The organism is Allokutzneria albata (assembly GCF_900103775.1).
In the GTDB taxonomy this organism is placed as follows: domain Bacteria; phylum Actinomycetota; class Actinomycetes; order Mycobacteriales; family Pseudonocardiaceae; genus Allokutzneria; species Allokutzneria albata.
Map to the genome: position 1 here is coordinate 832,123 of NZ_LT629701.1, position 24,043 is coordinate 856,165.

General features: G+C 71.8%; 28 protein-coding genes. 7 read left to right on the forward strand and 21 right to left on the reverse strand.

Annotation, left to right across the window (positions count from 1 at the left end):
• Window positions 1-71 precede the first annotated feature (71 nt).
• Window positions 72-1,133, reverse strand: a complete 1,062-nt coding sequence (locus BLT28_RS03595) for a wax ester/triacylglycerol synthase domain-containing protein (protein ID WP_162184859.1) — start codon at window positions 1,131-1,133, stop codon at window positions 72-74.
• 88 nt (window positions 1,134-1,221) lie between these two features.
• A complete protein-coding gene (locus BLT28_RS03600; protein WP_030430248.1) occupies window positions 1,222-2,457 on the reverse strand; it encodes an MFS transporter in 1,236 nt (411 codons plus the stop codon).
• Window positions 2,458-2,532: 75 nt separating this feature from the next.
• On the opposite strand from BLT28_RS03600, the gene BLT28_RS03605 reads away from it, so the two are divergent.
• Window positions 2,533-3,057 carry a winged helix-turn-helix domain-containing protein gene (locus tag BLT28_RS03605; RefSeq protein WP_030430247.1) on the forward strand — a complete coding sequence of 175 codons (525 nt, stop codon included), beginning with the start codon at window positions 2,533-2,535 and terminating at the stop codon, window positions 3,055-3,057.
• A gap of 6 nt (window positions 3,058-3,063) precedes the next feature.
• On the opposite strand, the gene BLT28_RS03610 is transcribed toward BLT28_RS03605, so the two are convergent.
• The 7 genes from BLT28_RS03610 to BLT28_RS03640 are packed head-to-tail and all read right to left on the reverse strand — an operon-like array spanning window position 3,064 to window position 10,012.
• Window positions 3,064-4,482 carry an FAD-dependent oxidoreductase gene (locus BLT28_RS03610; RefSeq protein WP_197683964.1) on the reverse strand — a complete coding sequence of 473 codons (1,419 nt, stop codon included), beginning with the start codon at window positions 4,480-4,482 and terminating at the stop codon, window positions 3,064-3,066.
• 44 nt (window positions 4,483-4,526) lie between these two features.
• Window positions 4,527-5,081, reverse strand: a complete 555-nt coding sequence (locus tag BLT28_RS03615) for a hypothetical protein (protein ID WP_030430245.1) — start codon at window positions 5,079-5,081, stop codon at window positions 4,527-4,529.
• Window positions 5,078-6,196 (reverse strand): hypothetical protein, encoded by a 1,119-nt coding sequence (locus BLT28_RS03620; protein WP_030430244.1) that lies wholly within the window; start codon window positions 6,194-6,196, stop codon window positions 5,078-5,080. Before BLT28_RS03620 ends, BLT28_RS03615 begins: the two co-directional genes overlap by 4 nt.
• Window positions 6,197-6,210: 14 nt before the next feature.
• Window positions 6,211-6,615, reverse strand: a complete 405-nt coding sequence (locus BLT28_RS03625; RefSeq protein ID WP_052407445.1) for a FixH family protein — start codon at window positions 6,613-6,615, stop codon at window positions 6,211-6,213.
• Window positions 6,612-8,036 carry a hypothetical protein gene (locus BLT28_RS03630; protein ID WP_030430242.1) on the reverse strand — a complete coding sequence of 475 codons (1,425 nt, stop codon included), beginning with the start codon at window positions 8,034-8,036 and terminating at the stop codon, window positions 6,612-6,614. Before BLT28_RS03630 ends, BLT28_RS03625 begins: the two co-directional genes overlap by 4 nt.
• A 36-nt stretch (window positions 8,037-8,072) precedes the next feature.
• Window positions 8,073-8,762 (reverse strand): response regulator, encoded by a 690-nt coding sequence (locus tag BLT28_RS03635; RefSeq protein WP_030430241.1) that lies wholly within the window; start codon window positions 8,760-8,762, stop codon window positions 8,073-8,075.
• Window positions 8,759-10,012 carry a sensor histidine kinase gene (locus BLT28_RS03640; protein ID WP_081900376.1) on the reverse strand — a complete coding sequence of 418 codons (1,254 nt, stop codon included), beginning with the start codon at window positions 10,010-10,012 and terminating at the stop codon, window positions 8,759-8,761. Before BLT28_RS03640 ends, BLT28_RS03635 begins: the two co-directional genes overlap by 4 nt.
• Window positions 10,013-10,169: 157 nt before the next feature.
• Between BLT28_RS03640 and BLT28_RS03645 the strand changes: the two genes are divergently transcribed.
• Window positions 10,170-10,490 (forward strand): DUF2695 domain-containing protein, encoded by a 321-nt coding sequence (locus BLT28_RS03645; protein WP_030430239.1) that lies wholly within the window; start codon window positions 10,170-10,172, stop codon window positions 10,488-10,490.
• Window positions 10,491-10,502: 12 nt separating this feature from the next.
• Here BLT28_RS03645 and BLT28_RS03650 read toward each other — a convergent pair whose 3' ends face one another.
• The gene (locus BLT28_RS03650; RefSeq protein ID WP_030430238.1) at window positions 10,503-11,339 is read right to left on the reverse strand and encodes an alpha/beta fold hydrolase; all 837 of its coding nucleotides are present in this window, start codon (window positions 11,337-11,339) and stop codon (window positions 10,503-10,505) included.
• A gap of 222 nt (window positions 11,340-11,561) precedes the next feature.
• On the opposite strand from BLT28_RS03650, the gene BLT28_RS03655 reads away from it, so the two are divergent.
• Window positions 11,562-12,095: a peptidase inhibitor family I36 protein gene (locus BLT28_RS03655; protein WP_162184858.1), complete on the forward strand. Its 534-nt coding sequence runs from the start codon at window positions 11,562-11,564 to the stop codon at window positions 12,093-12,095.
• 84 nt (window positions 12,096-12,179) lie between these two features.
• Here BLT28_RS03655 and BLT28_RS03660 read toward each other — a convergent pair whose 3' ends face one another.
• Window positions 12,180-12,398: a hypothetical protein gene (locus tag BLT28_RS03660; protein WP_030430236.1), complete on the reverse strand. Its 219-nt coding sequence runs from the start codon at window positions 12,396-12,398 to the stop codon at window positions 12,180-12,182.
• A 191-nt stretch (window positions 12,399-12,589) separates the two neighbouring features.
• On the opposite strand from BLT28_RS03660, the gene BLT28_RS03665 reads away from it, so the two are divergent.
• Window positions 12,590-15,691, forward strand: a complete 3,102-nt coding sequence (locus tag BLT28_RS03665) for an ATP-binding protein (RefSeq protein ID WP_030430235.1) — start codon at window positions 12,590-12,592, stop codon at window positions 15,689-15,691.
• Here the strand turns inward: BLT28_RS03665 and BLT28_RS03670 are convergent.
• From BLT28_RS03670 to BLT28_RS03700, 7 genes are all read right to left on the reverse strand, one after another.
• The gene (locus tag BLT28_RS03670) at window positions 15,681-16,877 is read right to left on the reverse strand and encodes a cytochrome P450 (RefSeq protein ID WP_030430234.1); all 1,197 of its coding nucleotides are present in this window, start codon (window positions 16,875-16,877) and stop codon (window positions 15,681-15,683) included. The two genes, BLT28_RS03665 and BLT28_RS03670, sit on opposite strands and share 11 nt — an antisense overlap.
• Window positions 16,878-16,904: 27 nt before the next feature.
• Window positions 16,905-17,657 (reverse strand): ABC transporter permease, encoded by a 753-nt coding sequence (locus BLT28_RS03675; RefSeq protein WP_081900383.1) that lies wholly within the window; start codon window positions 17,655-17,657, stop codon window positions 16,905-16,907.
• A gap of 10 nt (window positions 17,658-17,667) precedes the next feature.
• On the reverse strand, window positions 17,668-18,618 hold the full coding sequence (locus BLT28_RS03680) for a daunorubicin resistance protein DrrA family ABC transporter ATP-binding protein (RefSeq protein ID WP_030430232.1): 951 nt from the start codon (window positions 18,616-18,618) through the stop codon (window positions 17,668-17,670).
• 71 nt (window positions 18,619-18,689) lie between these two features.
• Window positions 18,690-18,899 (reverse strand): hypothetical protein, encoded by a 210-nt coding sequence (locus BLT28_RS03685; protein ID WP_030430231.1) that lies wholly within the window; start codon window positions 18,897-18,899, stop codon window positions 18,690-18,692.
• A 40-nt stretch (window positions 18,900-18,939) separates the two neighbouring features.
• A complete protein-coding gene (locus BLT28_RS03690) occupies window positions 18,940-19,365 on the reverse strand; it encodes a VOC family protein (RefSeq protein WP_030430230.1) in 426 nt (141 codons plus the stop codon).
• 37 nt (window positions 19,366-19,402) lie between these two features.
• Window positions 19,403-19,786: a helix-turn-helix domain-containing protein gene (locus tag BLT28_RS03695; RefSeq protein ID WP_063766595.1), complete on the reverse strand. Its 384-nt coding sequence runs from the start codon at window positions 19,784-19,786 to the stop codon at window positions 19,403-19,405.
• A 43-nt stretch (window positions 19,787-19,829) separates the two neighbouring features.
• A complete protein-coding gene (locus BLT28_RS03700) occupies window positions 19,830-21,344 on the reverse strand; it encodes a tannase/feruloyl esterase family alpha/beta hydrolase (protein WP_030430228.1) in 1,515 nt (504 codons plus the stop codon).
• 118 nt (window positions 21,345-21,462) lie between these two features.
• On the opposite strand from BLT28_RS03700, the gene BLT28_RS39685 reads away from it, so the two are divergent.
• Entirely contained in the window at window positions 21,463-21,633 is a 171-nt protein-coding gene (locus BLT28_RS39685) for a hypothetical protein (RefSeq protein WP_156051044.1), read from the forward strand.
• Here BLT28_RS39685 and BLT28_RS03705 read toward each other — a convergent pair.
• Window positions 21,602-21,862 carry a DUF3817 domain-containing protein gene (locus BLT28_RS03705; protein ID WP_030430227.1) on the reverse strand — a complete coding sequence of 87 codons (261 nt, stop codon included), beginning with the start codon at window positions 21,860-21,862 and terminating at the stop codon, window positions 21,602-21,604. The genes BLT28_RS39685 and BLT28_RS03705 overlap by 32 nt on opposite strands.
• Before the next feature lies 1 nt (window position 21,863).
• On the reverse strand, window positions 21,864-22,307 hold the full coding sequence (locus BLT28_RS03710; RefSeq protein ID WP_030430226.1) for a membrane protein: 444 nt from the start codon (window positions 22,305-22,307) through the stop codon (window positions 21,864-21,866).
• A 228-nt stretch (window positions 22,308-22,535) separates the two neighbouring features.
• Here BLT28_RS03710 and BLT28_RS03715 point away from each other — a divergent pair, with 228 nt between their 5' ends.
• Together BLT28_RS03715 and BLT28_RS03720 are read left to right on the forward strand one after the other, a co-directional pair.
• Window positions 22,536-22,739: a hypothetical protein gene (locus BLT28_RS03715; RefSeq protein ID WP_030430225.1), complete on the forward strand. Its 204-nt coding sequence runs from the start codon at window positions 22,536-22,538 to the stop codon at window positions 22,737-22,739.
• Between the two features lie 51 nt (window positions 22,740-22,790).
• Window positions 22,791-23,681, forward strand: coding sequence for a phosphotransferase family protein (locus tag BLT28_RS03720; RefSeq protein ID WP_052407444.1), 891 nt, complete (start codon window positions 22,791-22,793; stop codon window positions 23,679-23,681).
• On the opposite strand, the gene BLT28_RS03725 is transcribed toward BLT28_RS03720, so the two are convergent.
• Complete coding sequence (locus BLT28_RS03725; protein ID WP_030430223.1) at window positions 23,624-24,037, reverse strand: VOC family protein; 414 nt, start codon at window positions 24,035-24,037, stop codon at window positions 23,624-23,626. The two genes, BLT28_RS03720 and BLT28_RS03725, sit on opposite strands and share 58 nt — an antisense overlap.
• Between the last annotated feature and the right edge of the window lie 6 nt (window positions 24,038-24,043).

Below are 24,043 nucleotides of genomic sequence, written 5' to 3' on the forward strand. Positions count from 1 at the left end.
AGTCCCGGTCGGCGGTGCCGTTGATCCTTCTCGCGGGATTCCTGTGCGCGTTCGTCTACCGGCTGGGGTAGTCAGCCGAGTTCGTCCAGTTCGGCCAATGCCAGCGACCACAGGCGGCACAGCTGCGCGCCGTCGCGCACGGCCTGGTCCATGACGAACCCGGCGCCGACGTGGTCGGCGTTGTCCACCAGGTGCGCGCTCAGCCAGTGCCCGTGCGGCAGCGGCCCGAGCGGGGCCAGCTCGCGCATCCGGCAGTCCTGGAAGGCCAGTTCCCGGTCCGAGCCGGGCACGCTGCCCGCGACGAGGCCGATCCGCCTGGATCGCTGCGCCAGCCACGACAGACGACCGCCCTCGCCGTCCTGCGCGGTGGCCGCGCCGATGACCGCCAGCCTCCGCACCGGGTCCGGCTCGTGGCAGGGCAGCTGCACCAGCCGGTCCAGCCCCGGCACGAGCGTCCACACCGGACACGGCAGCCCGCGTTCCCACGGGGTGTGCCGCCATTCCCGGATCGCGGTGGTCAACGCGGCCAGGAACACGTCGTTCACGGTGAGCCCGTGCCGCCCGGCGATCCGGTCGAGCCGCTGGCGGTCGGCGGCGGCCCAGAAGAACTGCCGTTCCCCGGAGCCGTCGAAGTGGGTGAAGGCACGGCGCGCCAACGGCAGCGGCCGGTGCTGCGTCGGCAACCGGCCGCTGGTGGCCGACACGTGCTGGGCACGCCTGCCGCGCTGCCGGGGGACGGGTACCGGGTCGAACAACCCGGTGACCACGTGCATGACCGACGCGGTGTCCAGCAGCGCCGAGTGCGTGGTGAACACGACGGCCCATTCGTCCCTGGCGTAACCGCGGATGAGCCACAGCTCCCACAGCGGCCGCTCGGTGCGCAGGTTCACCGACATGACCTGCTCGACCGCGGCGTTCAGGCCGGTGCCGGTGCGGCACACCCATTGCCGCACGTGCTGGGTGATGTCGGCTTCCGGCAGCCCAAGGCGGGGCCATTCGGCGAGCCGCGGCCGCATCGCCGCGCGGAAGTCCTCCAGCGTCGGCGGCCTGCCCTCGAACCGGGCGATCCCGCCGCCCACCAGAGCGCGCTCCAGCCCGGACGGTCGCACCTCGCCCGTTCCCTGGAGCAGCACGTGACCACCACTTCGCGTCTCGCCGGCCGTTCGCGTTCCGCTGATCATCACATCGGCCCAGGTGACCGGCAACCGGAGCGCTCTGTCCTCATAGGACGGTCCGGTGCGGTTCCCCCTCCTCGGCCGCCCTGAGGTTCGCCTCGGTGAGCACCCGCATCCCGATCAGCTGGGCGAGCACCAGCGGGGCCATCACCAGGAAGACCGCGGTGACGCCGAGGAGCTGCGCGATCAGCCCGCCGGTCGCGGAGCCGAGCGGCATGGAGCCCCACGCCAGCAGCCGGTACCCGCTGTTGACCCGGCCGAGCAGGCGGTCGGGCGTGATGCGCTGGCGCAGCGACACGGTGATCACGTTCCACGTCATGATCCCGATGCCGCCGAGGAAGAACGCGCCACCGATGACGAACGGGTTCGTGGTCAGCGCGGGCGTGCCCACGATCCCCGCGGTGCCCAGCACGGTCAGCGTCAACGCGCGCGGGCGGCCGAGCGCGCGCTCGATCCGTTCCGCCACGAAGGAACCGAGCAGGCTGCCGAGCGCGAAGGTGGTCAGCAGCAGGCCGAAGGACCGCTCGGACAGGCCCATCGCCGAGGACGGTCCGACCGCGTGCAGCACGAAGACAGCGAACATCGCGTTCGACGCGAAGTTCGACGTTCCGACCATCATCGCCAGCGTGCGCAGAATCCGGTGGTGCGTGAGGAAACGCAGCCCTTCGGCGATGTCCGCGCGCAGCGTCGTCCGGTGCTCGCGCTCCACCCGGAACGAGCCGCGCACCAGCAGCAGCGCCGTGACCGCGAGGGCCCAGAGCGCGACCGGGGCGCCGAAGACGAGCGCGGCCCCGGCGGTCACCAGGAGGCCGGCCAGAGGTGGGCCGACGAACTCGTTGGCGGTCAGCTCCACGGCGTAGAGCTTGCGGTTGGCCCCGGAGAGGCGGTCGCGCGGCACGATCTGCGGAATGATCGACTGCGCCGACGTGTCGTAGATCGTCTCGGCGGTGCCCAGGCACAGGGCCACCGCGTACAGCGCCCAGATCGAGCCGAAACCGGTCAGCACCGCCACGGTGAGCACGCCGAGCGCGAGCGTGCGGACGAGGTTGGCGCCGAGCATCGCCCTGCGCCGGTCGAGGCGGTCGGCGAGTGCGCCCGCGGGCAGCGCGAACAGCAGCCACGGGATGGTGAGCGCCACCGCCAGGCCCGCGATGAGCGCGGGCGAGCGGGTGAACTGCACCGCGACCAGGGGTAGTGCGATCTTCACGATCCCGTCGGCGAGGTTCGACAGGCCGGATGAGGTCCAGAGGGTCCAGTAGCTCCTGCCCAGGGGGTCCGCCATGCGATGGAGAGTCACAGATCGATTGGGAAAAGTCCATCGATGGAGAAGAATTGCATCAAGCCTTAACCTGGGACGATGACCGACCGCCTGCGGGAGCGCCGCGAGATCACCGCCGATGAGGCCAAGGCCATGGCCCACCCGCTGCGCCTGCGCATCCTGCGGCTGTGCAGGCAGCGCGAGATGACCAACAAGCAGCTGGCCGAACGGCTCGGCCGCGACCCCGGCACGGTGCTGCACCACGTCCGGCACCTGGTCAGGGCCGGTTTCCTGGAGCAGGCCCCGGTGCGCACGGGGGAGAGCGGCGCGCTGGAGAAGCCCTACCGCGTCGCCATGAACACGTGGTACCTGTCCACCCCGCCGAATGCCGTTCCGGGTACGGCGCAGGCACCGATCGCCGCGTTCCAGGAGGAGCTGGCCGAGGCGGGACCCGACTCGGTGCGCACGTTCGCGCGGTTCATGCTGCACCTGTCGCAGGAGCAGCTCGAAGAGCTCGATCGGCGCATCTGCGCGGTCATCGACTCCTACGTCGACACCGACGGCGAGCGCCTCGACCAGCCCGCGCTGGGCGGGATCTTCGTGATGCACCGCCTCGCGGAGTGACCGGCGTCAGCGGAGGAGCGTCGCCCGCACCGCGCGCAGGAGCGTGCTGGGGCGGGCGAGCGAGAGCGGGTGCTCCACCATCGTGGTCACCGCGTTCAGCCGCGCGTTGAGTTCCAGGTCCTTCGACGACGCCGCGAACAGCAGGTCGCTGAGCCAGCTGGTGATCCGGTAGCCCCTGGGGTACGGGCCGTCCACGTGCGGCAGTTCGAGATCGGCCTGGGTGGAGATCTGCCACGCCGCGTCGACCACGACCCGCACCCGGTCGAAGTACCCGCGCGCGGGCTCGGTGGGGGAGGCGCCCGAGCGCAGGTGCGCCGACAGGCAGGAGGCGTGCAGCATCGCCGAGGTCATGCCCTGGCCGTAGACGGGGTTGAACGAGGCCACCGCGTCGCCCGCCGCGACGAGTCCGCCGGGCAGCCGGGACAGCCTGTGGAACTCGCGCCGCCTGCTGTCGGCCTGGTGGTAGGTGATCACCTCGCCCAGCCGTTCGGCGCGCTCGGCGATATCGCCGAAGACCTGCGGGAAGTCCCGCCTGCAGCGGGTCTTGAAGTCGTCGAAGTCCCGGCTCGGGCGGTCCCCGCCGTACCCGGCGATGAGCATGATCCAGCGGTCGCCCTCCACCGCGTTGATGCCGCCCATCCGCGCGACGCGGCCCTTGCCCGCCGTGGTCTGCGCGACCACCACCGAGGTGTCGCTGATCGCCGGGTCGCGGCGGAACAGCGCCGTCGCGTAGTTGAGCTTGATCGGCATCCGCTTCAGCTCCGGAGCGGACCAGCCCGCGCCCTCCAGCCAGTCGCCGAGCTTGCTCGACCGGCCCATGCCGTCCACGACCAGGTCCGCTGCCTCGGTCACCACCTCCTCGGAGCCGGTCGGGGTGTAGCGGACGCCGGTGACCCGGGTCGAGGACAGGTCGATGCCCTTCACCTGGCCGGTGACCAGCGTGATGTTGCCGATCGCCAGGGTCCTGCGCCGGATCAGGGCTTCCAGGAACGGCCGCGTGCTGACCAGCGCGCTGTTGCCGCCCATCGGCGGGGGGCTCGGCCGGAGCGTGCCGTTGAGGTGGATCCGCACGGTGCCGGGGTCCGGGAACACCGCGCCCGCGGCAACCGCTTCGGCGGTGAAGCCCGGGAACCACCGGTCCAGCTGGATCTGGCCCGCCGGGAGCAGCCCGTGCACCTGGGTGCCCTGCGGCACGCCCGGCCGCGGCTCGTTGTCGATCTCCGAAGACCCGATCGCGGAACCGGGCACCGTGGGGTCCCGCTCGATGATCAGGACCTCCTCGGCGTGGTCGCTGAGCACCCTGGCCGCGAGCAGTCCGGCCATGCTGGCGCCGAGCACCACCGCCCTGCGCATCACCACCCGCGCGCCCCCGGGCCGCTCGGCGGTGCTGATCTCGGCGAACAGGCGGGACGGAGAGGGCGCCACCACACACTCCCTTGGTCGGGTGAACGGGTCCTCCCCATCCTGCCCTATAACGCTACGAGTTCGTAGCGGTTGGGGGAGGTGCGTCGCCAGGCGAGTGCCAGGAAACCGACGAGGCCGAGCAGCGGCAGTGCGCTGACCGACCAGCTCAGCGCGAGCGGCGGGCCGGGCTGGTCGAGCACCTGGAGCCCGGTCAGCTCGCCCTCGCCGCGGCCGGCCGGGCCGTCGATGCTGAACTTCAGCGACCACTCGCCGGGCCGGTTCAGCGACCGGATGTCCAGCCCCCACACGTCGCGCTTGCGCGGATGCCGGGCCAGCGGCGCCGTTCGTCCCCGCCCGGTGTTCTCGACCTGCGGCGCTCCCCGGTAGCGCTGTTGCAGCGTGCCGGTCTTGCCCGCGATGCCGTCATCGGGCACGAAGGTGAAGTCCAGCGACTGCATCGCCCGCACCGGCCACGTGCTGAAGCCGACCGTCAGCCCGTACGGCCCGACCTGCACCCGCTCGGTGTGCACGATGTTCACCGGCTCGTAGGCCGCTGCGGCGGGGGCGCTCACGACCATGACGCCGAGCGCTGCGAGCAGCGCGGACAGACGCTTGATCATCGGGCTTCCTCCTCGGTGGGGACCAGCGCGCGCAACATGAGGCCGAACCGCCAGCCGAGGAACCCGGCGAGCAGACCGGCCAACGCGGCGACACCGCAGGTCAGGGCGATGTAGTCGAAACCGGCGAGCGGGAACCCCCTGGTGACAAGGCGCTGGACCGGGGCGAGCGCGGTGATCACCAGCGCGCCCACCGCGCCGAGCACCGGGGCGACGACGCGGGCCGACCAGTTCGCGCGGCGCCCCAGCAGCAACGCGCCCTCGACCGCGAGCGCCACGCCGAGCAGGCTCATCGGGATCAGGTTCGGCATCGCCGGAACGCCTTCGACGTAGTCCCGCACCGGCAGCCCGACCGAGTCGGCGTACGTGCGGGTCGCCCACGGGGTGAACACCCACAGCACCACCTGGAGCCCGGCCACGGTGACCGCGGTCAGCAGCGCCGCGCCGGGCGTGCGGAAGAACGAGGTCGCCGTCAGCACCAGCATGACCGTGGTGAACGCGATGCTGATGTCCACCAGGTGGATGCCCTGGTTGGCGCCGTTGAAGGCCAGCGAGGTGATCGTGCAGAACGCGACCAGCATGGCCACCGCGAGGAACACCCCGGCACGACCCCACCGCTCCCGCCGGGCCACCGCGAAGGTCATCAGCGAGCCGATGATCGTGGTCGACACCGACAGCAGCAGGCCGATGTGCGGCGGCGAGTCGATCGTCGCGTCGAAGCCGTAGATCCCGTGCCACCACTGGTCCCACAGGCCGTACACCAGGAAGACCGCCGCGGACGTCCCGGTCACCAGGTAGGCGACGGGCGCCGCGAAGGTCCTGCCGAACACGCCGACCGCGCGGCCGCCGACCGCCGGGTCCAGCTCCCGGCCCGCGCGCTCGTCCGCCGTCGCGCGCAGCACCACGGTCAGCGCGGTCAGGCCGGTCACCGCGCTGCCCGCGTAGATGAACAGGTGCGGCAACGTGAAGAACGTGTCCGGCCCGACGTCGATGTGCCACTGCACGTCCCAGCTGAGGCCGATCAGCGACGACAGCGCGCCGATCAGCACGGACAACGCGGGCGCCAGCCCCCGTCTCCCGGTGGTCCCGGCGCGCTCCGCCGGAGTGGTCACAGCCATGGCTCTCCTTCTCCTCAGCTCACCAGCAACGGGAAGACGACGCGCTCGGTCCCCGCGGAGTCCCGCAGCACGACGGTGACCTCCCACTGGCCGGTCATCTCCAGCAGCACGTTCTCGGCGCGGTAGCGCCCGGGGCCCACCGCGGCGGTCTCGGCGAGCGGCATCGCGTGCCCCATGTGCATCACGGGCTCCAGCCGCACACCCTCCACAGTGGACTCCCCGGTGATCTCGACCTCCATCGCGGTCGCCCCCACCCGCGCCCGCTCCACCACCAGGCGCACGGAGTGCCGCGCCGAGCTGGAGCTCAGCTCCACCCGGCCACCGCCCCCGCCGCCGAGCAGCACCAGCCCGCCCGCGACGACGAGCACGACGGCGAGCACCACCGCCGCCCACCGGCCCCGGGTGCCGGGCGTGGTCATCGGGGCTCCTTCCCCGGTGACACGACGATCTCCACCGGTTTGGTCGTCAGGGCGTACTCGCGCTCTGCCTGGATCCACGCGCGGTAGCGGCCGGGCAGCGTGAAGGTGTGCGTGAACGACACCTCCGGCCCGAACGCCGCGACGGTCTCGTCCGGGAGCCCGCCCGCGCCACCCCGGGTCAGCGGCGCCATGTGGTGGACGTGCGACCAGGTCGCCGCGCTCGCCGCCGCGCGCCCGACCTCCGGCTCCTCCGGCAGCGGGCCGACCACGATCAGGTGACCCACCATGCCCAGCCACGGCTGGAGATCCCGCTTCTCGCCGAACCGCGCGGTGATCGTCGTGGGGGAGCCGCCCTTCGCGCGCACGGTCTCGCTCGTGGGTATGGCGGGACGCGGGGTGCCGGGCACCGTGAAACCCGTCGCCGACCGCAGCAGTTGCACGCCGCCACCGCGTCGGGCGATCTCCACGGACACCGCGTGGTAGCCCGGTTCCGGGGCGGCGAGGTGCACGCGGTACTCGCCGGGCTCGACGCGAACCGGGTGCAGGTGCCGCAGCGCCCCGGACGGCGGCACGACCAGCAGGTGCGCCAGCGCGCTGTCGTGGATGAGCAGGTCGTCGACCGCTCGCCCGCTCGCGCCGTCGACGAAGCGCAGTGCCAGCTCGACGCCGCCCGGGACGAATTCCTGTGACACCAACACGTTCGCCGGTGGCCTCGACGCGTCCACAACGGACTGCGGGCGGACGGAGTACGGATCGAGGACGTTGTCCACCGTCGCGTCGATGTCCTCGCCGGGCACCGGGGGAGCCGGTGTGGAGGCCGACAGCAGTGCCGCGGTCACCGCGACCGCCAGCGCCGCGACGACTCCGCCCCCGGGTACCAGGGCCATCCAGGAGTGCCGAGCTTTCACCGACACCACAAGGGAAACGAACAACAGCACGCCCGCGGCGACGAACCCGCCGTAGGTCACCCGCTCGGCCGGGGAGAGGACGGGGACCGGTACCACGAAAGGAATGCGGGCGACGTCGTCGAAGGAAGAACCGCTCGCGGGTCCGAGCATCTGCAGAGCCAGCTCCTGCGGTCCCGGGCGACTGACCAGGAGCGTGGCGTCGTGCGAGCCGGGACGGTCACGCAGGTCGACCGTGGTCGCACTCGGCGCCACGGGGCCGCTCGTCAAGCTCGCGCCGGTGGCGACGAGCCGCAGCGACAGGCGCCCGGGTGGGCTGCCCGCGTGCGTGATCACGTTGACCCGCAAGGGACCTGGCACGACGTCCACCCGGCGCAGCACCACGGTCAGCTCGCGGGAGCCCAGGGTCTGCGCGACGTGGATGTCGGCACCGGCCATCGCCCCGTCGGCGAACGCCTGCGGTGAGGCGCAGAGCAGCAACAGGAACGTGACCAGTGCCGTGGCGGGAATTCTCATCGGAGCCGAAGGTAGGACGCGGCCCCGACAAGATCGTCACGGCGGCGGGGGAGAGGGCATCCCCCGCGCGGGGGACACCGGCACCAGTCCGTGCAGGTAGGCGTAGACGGCGGCATGTACCCGATCGCGTAGTCCGAGCTTGGCCAGCACCCGGGACACGTGCGTCTTCACCGTCTCCTCGCCGACGCGCAGCCGTTCGGCGATCTCCGCGTTGCTGTGCGCGGCCGCGATCAGCAACAGCACCTCGAACTCGCGGCTGGTCAGCCGTTGCACCTCGGCCGGTTTCGACGGCGGCGCGATGCTCCTGGTGAACCGGGTGATCAACCGCTTCGTCACCGACGGGTCGATCAGCGCGTCACCGCGCACCGCCACCCGCATCGCGGAGATCATCTCCTCCGGGGGCAGGCTCTTCAGCAGGAAACCGCTGGCCCCCGCCCGCAGCGCGCGGTAGACGTACTCGTCGCTGTCGTAGGTGGTCAGGACGAGGACCTTGGTGGAGTTGCCGGGCGCGGCGAGGATGGCCTCGGCCGCGGCCAGCCCGTCCAGCCGGGGCATCCGCACGTCGAGCACGGCCAGGTCCGGCCGCAGCCGCGCCGTCTCGGCCACCGCCGCGCGCCCGTCCTCGGCCTCACCGACGCACTCCAGGTCGGGCTGCGTGTCCAGCACGGCGCGCAACCCGGAGCGGAAGAGCGCGTGGTCATCGGCGAGCAGGATGCGCACGGTCACGCGGACTCCCTCGTCGGCAGGCTGACGCGCAACGACCAGCGGTCCCCGGCCGGGCCGAACGTGGCCTCCCCGTGGAACAGCGCGACGCGCTCCCTGATCCCGGTCAGCCCCGAGCCGGGCTCGGCGCCGTTGTCGTTGTGCCGCAACGGGTTCGTCACGGTCAGGATGATCTCGTCCTCGCGGTTGTCCACCTCGGCCTCGGCCGCTCCGCCGCCGTGCCGCAGCGCGTTGGTCAGCGCCTCCTGGAAGATGCGGTAGAGCGCGATGTCGACCGAGCCGGGCAGGTCCAGCGGCGCTCCGCTGGTGGTCATGGTGACCGGCAGCCCGGCGGCGCGCACTCCGGCCAGCAACTGGTCGGCGTTGCCCATGCCTGGCTGGCGGTGCTGGTTGTCGTCCTTGCCGTGCAACAGGTCCAGCAACCTGCGCAGGTCTGTCAGGGCGGAGCGGCTCGCCGTCTCCACCGCGCTGAGCGAGCGCTGTGCCGCGGCGTTGCCCTCGGTGCCCATGCCCAGCCGGGCCGCGCCCGCGTGCACGCTGATCGCGCTGACGTGGTGGGAGATCATGTCGTGCAGGTCGCGGGCGATGGAACTGCGTTCCTCCGCGAGAGCACGCCGTATCGCGGCCTGCGCCGCGTGTTCCTGGCGGTCGGCGCGGCGTTCGAGGTCGGCGATGTAAGCGCTGCGCGTGGTGGTGTGGCGGCCGACGATCCACGGCAACACCGCGCTGCTGGTGATGGTGAGCACCAGGGGCAGGGGTCCCGTTCCCGGGAACTTGCCGTCGAAGACGTCGGCCACCGCCAGCGCGCCGATCGCGAGCAGGCCCGGCCACGCGGGCAGCCAGGCACCGACCCGGTAGGCGGCCATCATCCCGCCCGTGTTGCAGATGTGGTGCGAGCCCGGGTCGAACAGCAGGGGGATGACGATCTGCACGGCCGCCACGCCGACGGCCACCAGGCCGGACCGCTTCGCCGAGCTGGCCAGCGCGGCGTCGACCAGCAGGATCAGCCCGATCGCCGCGACGTCGATCCAGCCGAACGCGGGTTTGCGCAGGTTCGTCACGTAGAGCACCGAGTCGACGCTCATGCACAGCGCCGCGACCAGCCTCGACTGCCTGGTCAACGTTCCCCGCGTGCCACCCACCCGCTCCACCGCCGCCTTCCCGTCGTCCTGCTGGGCGCAGCGTAATCGCCCCGTCCGCGCACGGCGTCCCCCGCACAGGGGAGGCCCGGGGGGCGCCCCGTTTCCGGTCATGACGGAAATGATGGCAATTATCGTTGCTGTACAAGGGAATTTGACACTGTCAGACCCGGAGTCATAATGGCGTCAGGGGTGGATGTCTCGCTCACCTGTCCCGTATCGATCGTTCAGTCGTGTCCATTGTGGACTGCCGTGGTGAAGGGGAGGAACTGTGGCTTCTCAGGACGACAAGGCGCGCCGCAAGTGGTTGAAGGACGCCTACCTGCGCGCGGAGCAGGCGGCGAGTGCCTCGCTCATGTCGCTGGACCGGCCCCAGCTGGAGGAACTGCTCGACCACGTCGAGGCGGCCGTGGAGGCCGAGGGCTGCGACCACACGCGACGGGCCGCCGACGCCTGGGCGCGGCGGCACGGCGTCGATCTCGATCGCCTTCACAGAGGACTGGAGGAGTACGGCGGCTACTGCGATTGCGAGGTCGTGATGAACGTCGATCCGGACACCGTTTTCAGGCCCGTGCGATCGCGACCGGACTGATCAGCCCGGAATTCAGCGCCCCACCAGCCAGGCGAGCACGGCCGGGGTGGCGGCGAAATGGCCGGCGTGCGCGGATTCCGGCCCGCGGATCAGCTCCGCGGAGGGGATGCGGTCGGACAACCAGACGGAATGGCTCACCGGGACGACGGTGTCCAGATCACCGTGCCAGAGGCGAACGGGGGAGGTGATGGTGGCGGGGTCGAAACCCCACGGCAGGCCGTAGAGCGCCAGTTCGTCGTCGATCCAGCCGTCCAGGCCGGGGCGCAGTGCCTCGGAGAAGGCGGCGGAGAGCATGGCCATGACCTCGGGCTGGGCAAGGACCTCCTGCTCCGCCTGGGGGAGCAGCGCCCGCAGGTCCTCGGAGGGCGCGGTGCTCAGCTGGCTTTCGACCGCGGCGCGTCCGAGCAGCGCGGCGGCGGCGCTCTCCCGGTTGCCGTCCATCATCCCGGCGGTCCAGTCCAGGCCATCGGCATCGCGCGGTGCCGTGCCGGCAAGGGTGGCGACCCGGGTGACGCGGTCGGGGTGGCGGGCGGCGAACGCCAGTGCGTGCGGGCCACCGCCGGAGACCCCGAACACGGGGAACCGGTCCAGCCCGAGCGCGTCGGCGATCGCGGCGATGTCGTTGGCGGCGTTGACTACCCGGCGCCCGATGTCCGGTGTGGACTCGCCGAAGCCCGGACGGTCGTAGGTGACCAGGCGAACGCCCAGCTCCGTGAACAGGCGCTCGTCCGGGTAGCGCGCCAGACGGCTCATCGGCGTGCCGTGCGCGTACACCACCGGGGTCCCGTCGGGGATGCCCCATTCCTCGACGGCGAGCACACGGCCGTCCGCTGTGTGAACCTTCCGCATGGGCGGAACGTAATCGGCTGCGGGCGACGGCACAGCCCGGTTTCACCGAGGGCGCAACGGGATCGGTCTGCGACTCGAATGACGAAGAGGGAGCGAGCATTTCCGCCCGGACAGCCGAAGGATTACCAAGGTGCTCCAGTGCGGTCATCAGCCGACCGGTGGACAACGGTCCGCCCGAGCGCAAATAGCGTGAAAGGGCACTGTTCACCAGGAGGGGAAACAATGACTTCACAGAGATCGTTCGCGGGGCGCGTGGGGGGCTTTGCCAAGGTGGTCGCGATCGGCGGTGCGTTGGCGGGCACCTTGTTCGCCGCGGCTCCCGCGCAGGCTGCCGAGGAAGCGGGCCTGCCGAGCCGGACCATCACGACGCACCACGCCGACGGGAAGGTGACCGCGGTCAAGGAGCTCGACTACGCGAAGGCGAGGAGCGCCGCGCTGAAGGTCAAGGCGGCGGCTTCGTGCCCAGACGGCTGGATTTGCCTGTACGAGCACGAAAACGGTGGCGGTAACGCAATCGCCTTCGAAGGGCACCCCAGCGGGCACAACGACTTCTCCCGGATCTCCTGCCCCAGCTGCCACGGCGGCACGTTCAACGACCAGATGTCGTCGTTCGTCAACAAGACGGGCCGCACCTGGTGGTGGTACTTCGACGCGCACGGACACGGTGAGCGGCACAACATGAACCGGGCCGACACCCCGTTCAACCTGGCACGCCACGAACAGGACAAGGCGTCGTCCATTTACTCCTGGGGCTGAGCCGTCGACCATCCCCGGTCCGCACTCACAGCGGGGTAGCGCATCGTCGCTTCACCCGCTGTGAGTGGTGGCGCGAGGCATTCCTCAGGCCGCCCGGTGGACGCGGCCGAAGCGGCTGGGCAGTACGCGGTGCTTGCGCACCACGGTGGCGGTGGCGCTCCGGTGCAGCGTGCGCCTGGCCTGCTTGGGGGCGACGCGGCCCTCGGGCTGCGCCTTGTCGTTCATGTGGTCGGACACGGCCATCAGGACGAGCACGGCCAGCCCGGCGGCAACGCCGACCCAGGTGGTGACGATGGTGATCATGGGTGCCTCGCTTTCCTCGTGACACCACGAGAATGGCTGGTCAGCGGGCTGCTGCGGCTCGGCCTAAGGGCCGGGCGGCCCGGCCGGAAGGCTGAGTGACGCAGCGTGCGCGCCCCCGCACCCGCGGTCGCCGGGGCGCGTTCCGGCCGGAGTGGCCACCGGGGGCGGCTCCCGGGCTCTAACCTGGCCCGGTGACCACCGAGTTGACCTTGTTGCCGCGCGTGGCCTACCGCGACCACGAGATCACCGGGCCGCGGTTGCGCGGGCTGCTGGCGTTGCTCGCCGCGGACCTGCGCACGGGGTGCAGCACGGGGCGCCTGATCGAGGGGCTGTGGCCGGAGGCGTTGCCGGAGAACCCCACGAAAGCCTTGCAGGTACTGGTTTCCCGCGTGCGGTCACAACTCGGGCCGGAGCTGGTGGCCAGCACTCCGACGGGCTACCGGCTGGCGCTGGCCGAGGACCAGGTTGACGCCTGCGCGGTGGTGCTCAGTGCCACCGCGAGCACCCGGTACGCGCGAGCGGGGGACCACGCCGCGGCGCTGGAGCACGCCGAAGCGGGCCTGGCGCTGTGGCAGGGCGCGGAGCGCGGGGACGCGGTGCCGGACGACCCGGTGTCGGCGCTGCGCGCGGAGCGGGCGGGTACCCGCCGGGCGCTGGAGCGGGCCCGGGCGTTGGCACTGGCACGGCTCGGCCGAAAGGCTGAGGCCGCGGAACCGCTGACCGCGCTGGCCGGGGAGCTGCCGAGGGACGAGGAGGTCCTGACCGAGCTGCTGCGCTGCGAGCCGGTACCGGCGGCGCTGGCCCGCTACGACGCCTACCGCCGGACGCTCCGAGAGGAACTGGGCGTCGACCCCGGGCCGGAGGTCCAGGCGGTCTACCAGGAGCTGCTGCAGGGCGAGGCGCCCGTGGTGCGGCACGGCGTCCCGCACGAACCCAACCCGTTGCTAGGCCGGGACGACGACATCGACGCGGTGCTGAACCTGCTGCGGACCTCGCGGGTGGCGTCGATCGTCGGTGCCGGAGGTCTGGGCAAGACCAGGCTCGCGCACGCAGTGGGCATGCGGCCGGAGCAACGCGTCGTGTACTTCGTCGCCCTCGCCGGTCTGCCCGCGGAGGGTGACGTGGCGCGTGCGGTCGCCTCGACGCTCGGCCTGCGCGAGTCCTCCCAGGCCGACCTCGTCGCGGGGATCGCCCGCCTGATCGGTTCCGAGTCCGTGTTGCTGGTGCTGGACAACTGCGAGCATGTGATCCACGGCGTCGCGGAGCTGGTGCGGGCGCTGGTGTCGATGACGGCGAACGTGCGCGTGCTCACCACGAGCCGCGCCCCGCTGGGGCTGTCGTCGGAGTCGGTGTACCTGTTGCCGGAGCTGGGACTGCCCACGAGCGTGGAGCTGTTCCGCCAGCGCGCGCGGGCGGCTCGCCCCGACGTGGAGCTGCCCGTGGGGGTGGTGGAGGCGCTGTGCGGTCAGCTCGACGGCCTCCCGCTCGCGGTGGAGCTGGCCGCCGCGCGGGTGCGGGCGATGTCCGTCGTGGAGATCGCCGGCCGCCTGCAGGACCGGTTCGCGCTGCTCCGCGGCCGGGCGAGGGACGCGCCCCAGCGGCACCGCACGCTGCACGCCGTCGTGGACTGGAGCTGGGCCCTGCTCGACGCCCGCGGGCAGGCGGCGATGCGGGCGCTGTCGGTGTTCCCCGGCGGGTTCTCCGCCGAGGCGGCCGAGCGGCTGGTGGGCGCGGAGGACACGCCGGAGCTGCTCGAGCTGCTGGTCGACCAGTCGCTGGTCAAGGTCGCGGACACGCCGAGCGGTACCCGCTTCCGGATGCTGGAGACCGTCCGGGAGTTCGCGGCCGCGCGGCGGGAGGCCGAGGGCGAGTCCGCGCGGGTCGAAGAGGATTTCCTTTGCTGGGCAAGGGATTTCGGTATGCGGTGCTACGACCTGGTGTTCGGCAGGCCCACGCAGGACGACGTCGAGCGGGTCCGGGCGGAGCAGGACAACCTGGAGCTGGCGCTGCGCACGGGGGTGCGGCGCGGCGACGGGGCGGTGGTGGCCGCGGTCTCGGCGACGCTGGGCGGGATGTGGGTGATCGAGTCGAACTACGCGCAGCTGGCGCTGGCCACCCGCGAGGTCGCCGACGTGCTGTACCGCTTCCGGCCGGAGCCCGAGCTGGTCGAGGCGACCAGGGTGACGGCGGTGCTGACCACCACGACGACGTTCATGGTCATCGGGCCGCGGGCCACCCGTTCCTACGCCGTGCTGCGCCGGCTGCCGCCGCCGTCCCCGCACACCGTGTGCGGGGCGATGGCGATCGTGCTGTGCGCGTCGGACATGGCGGAGCTGCAGGCGATGTGCGAGCGGCCGGAACCGCTCGTCGCGGGCATGGCCAACGTGGTCGCGGGCTACCTGTGGGAGAACCGGGGCGACCCGGACCGCGCGCTGGAGCACACCAAGCGGGTTCTGGAGCACTTCCGGGACGGAGCGAACCCGCTGCTGATCAGCACCGTGCACGGGCGGCTCAGCGAGCTGTGCCTGTACCTGGAACGCGCCGAGGAGTCCCGGGAGCACTCGCGCGCGGCGGTGCGGGAGCTGGCGGAGTTCCGGGCGTTCAACACGACGCAGCTGCGCCTCGGCCTGGTGCTGACCGACCTGCAGGTGGGTGATGTCGACGCGGCCGAGCGCGGCCTGGCGGCGATCGTCCCGGAGCGGCTGGCCGAGGCGGTCGAGCTGATCACCTTCGAGATGGCCGCCCGGGCCGAGGTCCTGCTCGCGCGCGGGGAGGTCGAGCTGGGGCTGCGCCAGTGGCGGCGGGTCGCCGAACGGGTGCTGGGCGACGACGAGAGCCCCGTCGCGGGCACCGACCAGCTGGGCGTCAACCCCTGGCACGTCGAGGTGCACGGGGTGACCGTCGTCGCGCACGCGCGGCACGGCCGGGCGGACCTGGTCGCGGGCATCGTCGAGAGCCTGCCCGACAGCCTCGCGGCGCTGCTGACGGGCGAGCCGCTGAGGACCCCGTCGGTGCTGATGGTCCGCCCGCTCTGCGGCACGCTCCTGGTCGCGATGGGCATGGCCGACATCGCCGGGGGAGACGCCTCGGGGGTGCGGCTCATCGCGCTCGCCGAGCGCTTCCGGTTCCAGCGCGCGTTCCAGCCCACCATGTCCTCGGCGGCGATCCGCGCGGCAGCTGAGAAAGCGGACGGGCCGGCGTACGCCGACGCGGTGTCGGAGTACGCCGGCCGGAACCTGGCCGAGCTGCGCGGGGAAGCTCTGGCCGTCGCCCGCGCGCGGGCTAGGCGGTGACGCGGAGGGGGAGCGAGCTGACGCCGGTCATGACGGGTGAGTCCATGAACTTCGGCGGGGTCGCCGGGATCGTCCGCAGCACCGGGAACCGGTCCAGCAGCACGTTCACCGCGACCCGGCCCTCCAGCCGCGCCAACGGGGCACCGAGGCAGAAGTGCACGCCGCGGCCGAAGGCGATGTGCGGGTTGGGGTCCCGGGCCGCGTCGAACTCATCGGGCCGCTCGAACTGCCTCGGGTCCCGGTTCGCCGCGCCGAGCAGCGGGTTCACCATCTGCCCACGGGGGATCAGCCGCCCGCCCAGCTCCACGTCCGCGGCCGTGACGCGCGCGGTGGACGCGAACGGGCTGAGCAGGCGCAGCGACTCCTCGATGGCCGTCGGCACCAGGGAACGGTCCGCGCGCACCCGCTCGGCCTGGTCGGGGAAGGTGTCCAGGCACAGGATCGTGTTGCCCAGCAGCATGGTCGTGGTGATGTGCCCGGCGACCAGCAGCAGCCCGGCGAAGTTCACGATCTCCGTGTCGTTGAGCCGTTCCCCGTCGATCTCGGCCTGGACCAGCTTGGTGAGCAGGTCCTCCCTCGGTACGCGCCTGCGCTCGGCCGCGTGCGCGGTGAGGTAGTCGCTCATCGGCTTGAGGGAGTTCAGCTGCGCGTCCAGGTCCTCGCGCAGTTTGTCCTCGCCCTCCGCGAGGGAGAAGTCCGCTTGGTCCTCGAACATCGTGTCGACCCACTTGCGGAACAGGTCGCGGTCGCCCGCGGGCACACCGAGCAGTTCGGCGATGACGATGACCGGCAGCGGGTAGGCGAGCGCGGAGACCAGCTCGATCTCGTCCTGCCCGACCAGCTCGTCCAGCAGCTCACCGGTCAGCTGGGCGATCCTCGGCTCCAGGTCGGCGACGATCTTCGGGGTGAACGCGTGGCTGACCAGCCTGCGCAGCTTGCGGTGCTCCAGCCCGTCCATCTGGACCAGGTTGCCGTCGTTGAACGACATGTCCGTGCCCGCCGGGAACAGGGAGGAGAGGTCGGACGAGTACGTCGCGGGATCGCTGAGCACGGCGATCGCCTCGGGGTAGCCGGTGACGGTCCACATCCCGAGGTTCTCGTGGTACTCCACCGGGTGCTCGACGGTCCTTCCGTGCAGCCAGTAGTGGTTCTCGTGGATGCCCCAGGTGCGTGCGGGGAAGGTCATGGTGGTGGTCCCTTCTGCGGGTGCGGGTCAGCGGGTGACGGCGCGGGAGAAAGCCCTGCGCGCCCAGAGGAATCCGGTGAGCGAGATCAGCGCGCACCAGCCGAGGGCGAGCGCTCCCGTCGCGGCGGAGAGCGGTGTGCCCATCAGCAGGCCGCGCAGCGTCTCGATGATCGGGGTGAACGGCTGGTGCTCGGCGAACCAGCGGACCGGGCCGGGCATCTGCTCCGGCGGCACGAAACCGCTGCCGAGCATCGGCAGGAACATCAGCGGCATCGGCGCGTTGCTCGCCGACTCCGGCCCCTTGGTCACCAGGCCGAACGCGGCGGCCAGCCAGCTCATGGCGAAGGTCATCGCCAGCAGCAGCCCGGCCGCGCCGAGCCAGTCCAGCGGACCCGCGGTGGGCCGGAAACCCATCAGCAGCGCCACCGCGACGACGAGCGCGATGCTGGTCATCGTCTGGATCACGCCACCGACCACGTGGCCGGTGAGCACCGCGGTCCGCGAGATCGCCATGGTGCGGAAGCGGTTCACGATGCCCTCGGTCATGTCGACCGAGACCGACACCGCGGTCGCGACGCTGCCCGAGGTCGCGGCCATGAGGATGATTCCCGGTCCCACGTAGTCGACGTAACTGCCGACGTAGCTCGCGCCGCCGATGCCCGTGCCGAGCGCGCCGCCGAAGACACCGACGAACAGCAGCAGCATCAGCACCGGCATCGCGACCGTGCTGATCGTCATCGACGGGTAGCGCCGCGCGTGCAGCAGGTTGCGGCGCAACATGATCACGGAGTCACGCACTGGGCACCTCCTGCGTGGTGTCGGTCAGCGCGAAGAACACGTCGTTGAGGTCCGGGGTGTGCACGGTCAGCTCCTCGACCTCGACCCCCGCGTCGTCGAGCTGGTCCAGCAGCACCCGCAGCGAGCGCACGTGGCCGTCGCTGGGCACGCGCAGGCCCAGCCCGTCGTCCTCGCGCGGCGGGAAACCGAGCACCCTGGCCGCGGCGTGCACGCCGTGCTCCTCGGCGAAGCGCAGCCGCACGTGCCCGCCGGGGATCAGTCGCTTCAGCTCGTCCGGGGTGCCCTCGGCGGCCAGCTTCCCGTTGTGCAGCACGGCGATCCGGCCGGCGAGCTGATCGGCCTCCTCCAGGTACTGGGTGGTGAGGAAGATCGTCACGCCGGAGCCGGTCAGCTCGCGGATGATCTCCCACATGGTCTGCCTGCTGCGCGGGTCCAGCCCGGTGGTCGGCTCGTCGAGGAAGATCAGCCGGGGACTGCCGACCAGCGTCATCGCCAGGTCCAGCCGTCGCCGCATCCCGCCGGAGTAGGTGCCCGGCAGCTGTTTCGCGGCGTCCACCAGGTCGAAGCGCTCCAGCAGCTCCGCGGTGCGGCGTCGTCCCTCCGCGCGGCCGAGGTGGTGCAGGTCGGCCATCAGCAGCAGGTTCTCCTCACCGGTGAGCAACCGGTCGATCGCGGCGAACTGCCCGGTGACGCCGATCGCGGTGCGGACCGCGTCGGGCGCCTGGCAGAGATCGTGGCCGGCGACCCGTGCCGTGCCCCCGTCGGGACGGATCAGCGTGGACAGGATCTGCACCGTGGTGGTCTTGCCCGCGCCGTTCGGGCCGAGCAGGGAGAAGATCGTCCCGGCGCGCACGGTCAGGTCGATGCCGTCGAGCACGACCTTGTCGCCGTAGGACTTGCGCAGTCCCTTCGCGGCGATGGAGATGTCGGGTGTTGTGGACATACCCCCCTCGTTTCCTTGGCTGTGCCGAGGAGGGTGCGCGCCACGGGCTTCACTGCGGTTTCACCGCGGTTTCAGCCGTCTTCGCCGAGTGTCAGGACGCAGTGGCCGCGCAGGGTCGCGGTGCGGACGGCGCCGTTGACGGTGACCTCGACCTGCCCGGTCAGCTCGGCGGGGCAGGCGCCGTCCGGGCAGGTCGAGCGGGCGTTCTCGGGTGCTGCCCCGCCGCCGGTGGCGAGCAGCACCGACGCGGCGAGGGCCGCCAGCCGGGGAGAGGTCGTCATGGGGGCGACCGTAGGCCCGGCGGACGGGACCCCTCCCGCGCTAGCGGGCCTGGCTCAGGCTGAACCAGTTGCCGGAGTCGTCGCGGAAGATCGCCTCGACGCCGTAGGGCCGTTCGGCCGGTTCCTGCAGGAACACCACGCCGCGGGCGGAGAGCTCCTCGAAGGACTTGCGGCAGTCGTCGGTGTTCATCACCGCCGCGCCGAGCGCGCCCTTGGCGACCAGATCACGGAGCTGGGCGGCGGTGGCCTCGTCGTGGCCCATGGCGCAGTCGGCCAGGATGATCTCCACGTCGGGCTGGCCCGCCGGGCCGACGGTGAGCCAGCGGAAGCCCTGTCCCGCGCCCTCGAACCCGTCGCCCATGGTGACGTCGGAGCGGACCTCCATGCCCAGCTTCTCGGTGTAGAACTGCCTGGCCCGGTCCTGGTCGAGCACGTGGACGCAGACGTGGGACACGCGGTTGATCATCGGATCTCCTCGGTGGGTGGCGCGGTCGCCGCCGAGGTTAGGAGGGCTGCCCGCCGCTGGGCTTCTCCTGGATTGCTGTCCGGGGCAGCGGCCTGGACCAGGCCATCATGAAGCAGCCGGGGACCATCGGCCCGCCGGCCGTGCGCCGCCGGTACTCGGTCGGGCTGACGCCGACCAGCTCGGTGAACTTCGAGCTGAACGAGCCGAGGCTGGTGAAGCCGACGAGGTGGCAGATCTCGGTGACGGTCAGGTTGGCCGAGCGCAACAGGTCCTGCGTCCGCTCCACCCGGCGCCGGGTCAGGTACGCGCCGGGCGGCTCCCCGTAGGCGGCCCGGAACGCGCGGGCGAAGTGGTAGCGGGAGAACCCGGCCTCCGCGGCGAGCGCGTCCAGGTCCAGCGGCTCGGCGAAGTGCCGGTCCATCAGGTCCCGCGCCCGCCTGAGGTGGAACACCGCCGAGCCCACGTCAGTCCCCGGAGCACCGGAAGCTGGTGGCGGAGTCCGGATCGCCGTGCCCGTCGTAGATCGGCACCCGGGGGTGGCGGCACAGGTCGCGGGTGGTCCTGCCGTCGGCGGTGGCCGCGGCCAGCGTGTCCGGGGCGCGGCCGCGCTCCACCCAGGCGATCATCGCGCCCATCGGGTCCACCGGCGCCACGCCCACCCCGGTGCCGCAGTGGCCGGAGCCGGGGGCGAGGAAGAGCCGGAAGAACCCGTCGGCCGGGCCGGTGACGCGCTCGACCCGCTCGCGGTAGTCGATGGTGGTGCCGGGGGCGATCTCGGCGTCGGCGAGCCCGTGCCAGACCAGCAGCCTGCCGCCCGCGGCGCGGAAGGCCGACAGGTCGGGCCGGGTGTTGGCCAGCAGGTGGTCGTAGGTCGCGGTGGAGGCGAACACCAGCCGTTCGAAGGCCGAGTAGTCGATCTTCGTGGTGTCCATGCCGGGATCGCGGCCGAGGAAGTACCTGATCCAGTTGTCGGCGATGGGCAGCGGTGCGGCCCCGGCGAGCTCGGCGAAGCTGCCGCCCTTCACCAGCCCCTGCCCGAGCCTGCCGGTGTGCCCGCGCGGTCCGTCCCAGATCCGCCTCACGACCTCCGCGGTGGCGGCTGTAATCGTTGTCCCGCAAGGGGTTTTCGTGCCTACCAGGCGCGCCGGGTCGAACCGGCAGGCCGCCGGGTCGCCGATCACGCGATCTGCGACGCCGTCGAGCAGGTCGCAGTCGTCGACCGCGGCCCTGGTGAACGCGTCGAACTCGCAGGCCGAGGGGCGGGTGCGCTCCTGGTTCATCACCACCTGCGGCCAGAACTGGGCCAGGGAGGAGCGCGGCATGTCGATCGCGGGCCCGCCCGCCACGATCCCGTCGTAGTCGCGCGGGTGGAGCTGCGCCTCCGCCAGCCCCTGCCGCCCGCCCGTCGAACAGCCGTTCCAGTACGAGTAAGCGGGGGCGCGGCCGTAGAAGCTCCTCGTCACCGCCTTGCCGACCACGGTCATGTCGTGCACCGACCGGGTGGCGAAGTTCGTCAGCAGCCCCCAGTTCACCCGTCCCGACGCGTCCAGCGCCCACGCCGCCGGGCTGATCGGGTTGAGCCCGATCCCGCCGTCGGTCGCCGCGGCCGCGAAGCCGTCCTTGACCGCGGGCGCGAGCCCTTCCGCGGAGAACCCGGTCGCGAACCCGCCGCCCCCGGTGCCCAGGAACCGCCCGGTCCAGCCGCGCAGCGGCAGCCACACCTCCACCCGGACCCGGTCGTCGGTGTCCGGGTGGCTGAGCACCACCGTGACCTCGCACCGCGCGGGCACACCGGTGATCGGCGGGCGCCCGGGCATCCCGGCCTCGCCCGCGGGCCGCTCGACCCCGGACACCGACAGCACGCGGGCCCCGGGCACCGCGGGCGCCGAGACGGCCGCGCACGCGCTCTTCGCGGGGATGGCCGCGGGCAGCCCGGCGGCGAGCATCAGGGTGACGAGCAGCTGGCAGACCTTCTTCATCGCTCTCCATTGAGCCTTGAGACGACCGCGGCCACCCAAGGTAGGCGAATCGATGCAGAACAGGCCAATAAGGGATCTTGAAAAGATGATGACGGTCAGGTGCGGGCATCATGGGTGCATGGCTGAGCGTGGCGAGTCCAGGTGGAGCAAGCTGCCCGAGCGCGTCCTGCCCCAGGAGTGGGTGGAGGCCAAGGAAGCGGAACCGGTGCCCGGCTCGGTGCTCGAAGCCGACGCGAACAAGGAGCAGCGCGAGGCGCTCAACCTGCTTGAGCGCGTCGGCCTGGGCTGACCAGCCGCAGGGCGATCAGCCCGCCCACGCCCGGCAGCAGCGCGGCGAGGCGGGCGCGGACGGGTGTGCCCTCACGCAGCAGGGCCACCAAGACGACCATGAGGTAGGCGAATCCGTGGATCGGGCCGCTGACCGACGTGACGGTCGGGGCGTGCACGGTCACGAGGTTCGCCAGCAGCACGACCAACGAGACAGCCTCGATCGCGGCGGGAATCCGGAGCGCGGTCATGTCATGCCCCCGTCGTCGAGCCGGGGCGCACGATCATCAGCACCGTGACTGTCGCCCACAGGACGTTGAACACGCCGCCGGTCATCGCGATGCGACGGACCCACGCGCTGATGTCGGTGTCAGGAGCGGTCTCCAGGGCGTCGAGCACCTTGCGCTGATCCGGCAGCACCGCGGCGACGAGCACGGCTGCGGCGACCGCGGTCAGCGCAATGGACGCCAGCAACCATGCGTCGCCCAGCACACCCATGCTGAGCGCGGTCGCCAGGCCGAACACCGGCACCAGCACGCCGAGCCCCGCGTAGACGCGGCAGATGCGGTGCAGGGTGCGAACCACCGGCAGCGCCGACGACCTCGCCGCGCGGGGGAACATGCTCGCCGCGACGGTGACCGGGCCGATCGCCACGATCGCGACGACGACGTGCACGCTGAGCAGGAATTTCGTCACGGTCTTTCGTTCTCCTCCGGGTGCGCGGTGCCTGCCGCCAGCAGGCTAGGGAGGCGCCCGAGATCGCAACAGTGGCAGCAATGCCAGGTGTCAACGAGTTCTCGCCACGGGCGAGAGTGGGGAGCAAATGGCTGCTTTTCGTCTTGCTGTCGTCGCCGCGCTGTCCTTGGGCGGCCTTTCCCTCGCCGTGCCCGCCGACGCGGTGCTGCTGCCGACGTACCCTGCGGGATGATCAGGGCGGCGGACGCGCCGACGTACGGCCTGCCGAGGCACCTGCACTGGCACCGGTGCGGCAGCGGAACGGAGCGCGTCGAGATCCGCGCGGTCTTCCGGAGGACCACCTGGTGCGTCGGTCCCGGCGTGCACGACGTCTCGAACGCTTTCAACGGACGTCAGGAGCCGGTGACGGTCGAGGCGATCGGCGGCCGCTGACCCACCGGAATTCGGACGCGGGTCGTCCAGCGTTATGCGAAAGTACGGCCCGTGCCAGCGAAAGAGGAATCGGCGGTCTCCGGCGAACTGCTGGAGATCGCCGACGCGCTTCTGCCCGGTGTGCGGCTCGACTCCGCGCGGTTGTTCCGCGGCGGGATGCACGACGTGGTCCTGGTGCCCGAGGTGGCCGCCGTGCGGGTCAGCAGGCGCGACTCCGGAACGGCGGCGCTGCCCCGCCGCACCGAAGTGCTGCGCATGATCGCTTCCAGCGGGCTGCCCTTCGCCGTGCCCGAGCCCCTGACACCGGTGACGACCTTCGGCGAACGCGCCGCCGTCGCCGTGTCGTGGGTCGGCGGGACCGCGCTACCGGAGGGACAGGGCGATCCGGAGAAGATCGCCCCACTGCTCCGGGCGATCCGTGAGTGCCCGGTCAGCCCCGAGCTGGAGGCGCTGCTGCACGTGCCACCGACCTATCCCGACGGCCGCCACTGGGGGCAGGTGCTCATCGAGGAGGTCATCCCGCGCCTGCCGGAGCAGTACCGCGCCGAACGCCTTCGACGCGTCGAGGAGGCGCTGGCCATGCCGCCCGTTTCGGCTGCGCTGGTCCACGGCGATCTGGGTGGCGGCAACGTCCACTGGGACGACAACGGTGACGTCGTCGGCGTTCTGGACTGGGATCTCGCGTTGGTCTTCGATCCGGCCATCGACGCGGCGCTGATGGCCTGGCACGGCTGGGAGAACGTGCGGGGCGCCGTGGACGAGGAGACGTACCGGCGGGCGAGGACCTGGGACTCGACGATCGGGGTGGGGTTCCTGGTGTCCGCGTTGTACACCAGGACGCTGGACAAGGTCGACGTGTTCGTGGAGCACATCGTGCGGGAACTTCAAGCCCGAGAGGGTGGCACGAAGACGCAGAACGGGTGCCCCGCCGGATCGGCGTAGATGCGAAGCGGCTCGACAGGGTCGTCCGAGCGGTCTCGAAGCAGTCGCGCGCCCAGTGCCAGGGCACGCGTGTGCTGGGCGTCGAGGTCGGCGACAGCGGGCACGGTGATGTCCAGGTGCAGCATCTGCGGGCGCGGACCATCCGGCCACGTGGGCTCGGCCTGGTGCGGGACCTGCTGGAACGCGATCTGGGGAATGCCCTCGGCGCCGCGCAGCACCAGCCAGTCCCGTTCGGCCGGTGGTTCGTCGCCGGGGCGGTAGTGGAGGCCGAGGAAACGGCGGTAGAACTCGGCGAGCTCCCTGACGTCGGGACAGTCGAGAACGACCTGGCGCAAGATCGGGAAGTCGGCGGCCATGCCTTC

Excerpts from the sequence above, each read along its gene's own strand:
- BLT28_RS03600 (WP_030430248.1), bottom strand. The coding sequence starts at position 2,457 with ATGGCGGACCCCCTGGGCAGGAGCTACTGGACCCTCTGGACCTCATCC.
- BLT28_RS03605 (WP_030430247.1), top strand. The coding sequence starts at position 2,533 with ATGACCGACCGCCTGCGGGAGCGCCGCGAGATCACCGCCGATGAGGCC.
- BLT28_RS03615 (WP_030430245.1), bottom strand. The coding sequence starts at position 5,081 with ATGATCAAGCGTCTGTCCGCGCTGCTCGCAGCGCTCGGCGTCATGGTC.
- BLT28_RS03620 (WP_030430244.1), bottom strand. The coding sequence starts at position 6,196 with ATGGCTGTGACCACTCCGGCGGAGCGCGCCGGGACCACCGGGAGACGG.
- BLT28_RS03625 (WP_052407445.1), bottom strand. The coding sequence starts at position 6,615 with ATGACCACGCCCGGCACCCGGGGCCGGTGGGCGGCGGTGGTGCTCGCC.
- BLT28_RS03630 (WP_030430242.1), bottom strand. The coding sequence starts at position 8,036 with ATGAGAATTCCCGCCACGGCACTGGTCACGTTCCTGTTGCTGCTCTGC.
- BLT28_RS03640 (WP_081900376.1), bottom strand. The coding sequence starts at position 10,012 with ATGACCGGAAACGGGGCGCCCCCCGGGCCTCCCCTGTGCGGGGGACGC.
- BLT28_RS03650 (WP_030430238.1), bottom strand. The coding sequence starts at position 11,339 with ATGCGGAAGGTTCACACAGCGGACGGCCGTGTGCTCGCCGTCGAGGAA.
- BLT28_RS03655 (WP_162184858.1), top strand. The coding sequence starts at position 11,562 with ATGACTTCACAGAGATCGTTCGCGGGGCGCGTGGGGGGCTTTGCCAAG.
- BLT28_RS03660 (WP_030430236.1), bottom strand. The coding sequence starts at position 12,398 with ATGATCACCATCGTCACCACCTGGGTCGGCGTTGCCGCCGGGCTGGCC.
- BLT28_RS03670 (WP_030430234.1), bottom strand. The coding sequence starts at position 16,877 with ATGACCTTCCCCGCACGCACCTGGGGCATCCACGAGAACCACTACTGG.
- BLT28_RS03675 (WP_081900383.1), bottom strand. The coding sequence starts at position 17,657 with ATGTTGCGCCGCAACCTGCTGCACGCGCGGCGCTACCCGTCGATGACG.
- BLT28_RS03680 (WP_030430232.1), bottom strand. The coding sequence starts at position 18,618 with ATGTCCACAACACCCGACATCTCCATCGCCGCGAAGGGACTGCGCAAG.
- BLT28_RS03685 (WP_030430231.1), bottom strand. The coding sequence starts at position 18,899 with ATGACGACCTCTCCCCGGCTGGCGGCCCTCGCCGCGTCGGTGCTGCTC.
- BLT28_RS03690 (WP_030430230.1), bottom strand. The coding sequence starts at position 19,365 with ATGATCAACCGCGTGTCCCACGTCTGCGTCCACGTGCTCGACCAGGAC.
- BLT28_RS03695 (WP_063766595.1), bottom strand. The coding sequence starts at position 19,786 with ATGGACCGGCACTTCGCCGAGCCGCTGGACCTGGACGCGCTCGCCGCG.
- BLT28_RS03700 (WP_030430228.1), bottom strand. The coding sequence starts at position 21,344 with ATGAAGAAGGTCTGCCAGCTGCTCGTCACCCTGATGCTCGCCGCCGGG.
- BLT28_RS39685 (WP_156051044.1), top strand. The coding sequence starts at position 21,463 with ATGGCTGAGCGTGGCGAGTCCAGGTGGAGCAAGCTGCCCGAGCGCGTC.
- BLT28_RS03705 (WP_030430227.1), bottom strand. The coding sequence starts at position 21,862 with ATGACCGCGCTCCGGATTCCCGCCGCGATCGAGGCTGTCTCGTTGGTC.
- BLT28_RS03715 (WP_030430225.1), top strand. The coding sequence starts at position 22,536 with ATGATCAGGGCGGCGGACGCGCCGACGTACGGCCTGCCGAGGCACCTG.
- BLT28_RS03725 (WP_030430223.1), bottom strand. The coding sequence starts at position 24,037 with ATGGCCGCCGACTTCCCGATCTTGCGCCAGGTCGTTCTCGACTGTCCC.